Raw genomic sequence first — 1263 nt, 5'->3', positions numbered from 1 at the left:
TTTCGCCATCAGACCCTAGCGTCAGCCCGAAACCGCTTGCGGGTTCGGCGGAGCCCGGCGGGTGCGTCAGCAGCCGCCCTGGCGGAGTGGGGCTCGACGACCGGACAGCAGCGCTGGCCGGGAGCCGAAGGGGGCCATAGCCCTGCCCTTTTTCCGTGTTATGGCCATGACGGAGCTGCAGCTGAGAAAGATAACCAGCAGGACGCCGGTTCTGATCGTAGGTGAGAAGGGAAGCACTGCAACGGGGAAAGGCAGGAGCGCCGGAGGCGCTTTCGCCCTCCCCGTTTCCCCGCAGGGGAAAGAGGTTTGTGCGGTTGCCCTGATGAATGCCACCAAGGCTGGACCGAATACTGTATCAGGGGCTAAATCTCACCCGCCTCAATGGCCATCTCGGTCATTAAATCGTCGTATGCCTCCTTCGCACGTTCTTCCTCAGCCCACGTCAGAAATAAGCCGCGCATCGACGCTGCTCCCATGAATACCGGGCGGTCTTTAAGAGGTAATTTAGCCAGGTAGTCCAGCGCCATTCCCAGCAAAGTGACATCATAGATTTCGTAGTACGCGCCGCATGTTTTTCCAGCCCGCTTTTCCATACGAGCCAGAACCACATCAGCACGAATCACGTCGAACGGATTACGTGAGTGAATATTGCGTACAAAGCCATCAGTGCGCAGGAGCGTTGTTTTATGTGTCACCGTTGTTTGCATCATGATTTGTCTCCAGCGAAGATCTTTACGAAAGAAGGTAATACGCGTGAGAAATTTTCCAGCAATGCAGCTGCGGCAACCGGGTAACCATCCAGTAGCCATACTGAGAAGTAATCCGGGACTTCCGGATCGATATAAATCAGTTCGACACTGTCAGCCGGTGCGACAAAATTAACAGGCTTCACATCAGCTTGTGATTCGCTGACGACCCATGAATACAGATCCCAGAATTGTTCAAAAGTAAGCGCTGAGACTGTTTCACTCTGCCCGATGGTTTCCATAACAAAGCCACTGGACTCAGTTTGTGTTTTTCCCCCTATCTTCCTGGAAGATTCGGGAGCGGCGGTTTTGACGTTGACTTTTTGTGTGTGCATCCTGGTTTTCTCCTGTGGTGATGGTTGTCCATCTCCCTGGTGAGTTCTCTCGCGGCAAAGGGCAAAGGAGCAACGGCGAAGGGCGGAAGGAAAGGGGCGGAGACTAAAGTTTTTGCGGTACGCAAAAAGTTTTGGCGGAGTGCATTTCACCCCTTGGATGACGACCCGACGGTGCTACGACA

At 54.2% G+C, this 1263-nt stretch carries 2 protein-coding genes; both read right to left on the bottom strand.

Features of this window, described 5'->3' with window-relative positions; all coding sequences use genetic code 11:
- Positions 1 to 362: 362 nt before the first annotated feature.
- Positions 363 to 707 (bottom strand): hypothetical protein, encoded by a 345-nt coding sequence (locus D5066_RS22760; protein ID WP_370447151.1) that lies wholly within the window; start codon positions 705 to 707, stop codon positions 363 to 365.
- Complete coding sequence (locus D5066_RS22755) at positions 707 to 1081, bottom strand: hypothetical protein (RefSeq protein ID WP_119917277.1); 375 nt, start codon at positions 1079 to 1081, stop codon at positions 707 to 709. The genes D5066_RS22760 and D5066_RS22755 overlap by 1 nt, the downstream gene beginning before the upstream one ends.
- Positions 1082 to 1263: the final 182 nt, after the last annotated feature.

Source organism: Enterobacter chuandaensis (assembly GCF_003594915.1).
In the GTDB taxonomy this organism is placed as follows: Bacteria; Pseudomonadota; Gammaproteobacteria; order Enterobacterales; family Enterobacteriaceae; genus Enterobacter; species Enterobacter chuandaensis.
The sequence above is the reverse complement of the archived record's forward strand: the minus strand, read 5'-3'. Positions and strand labels throughout refer to the sequence as shown.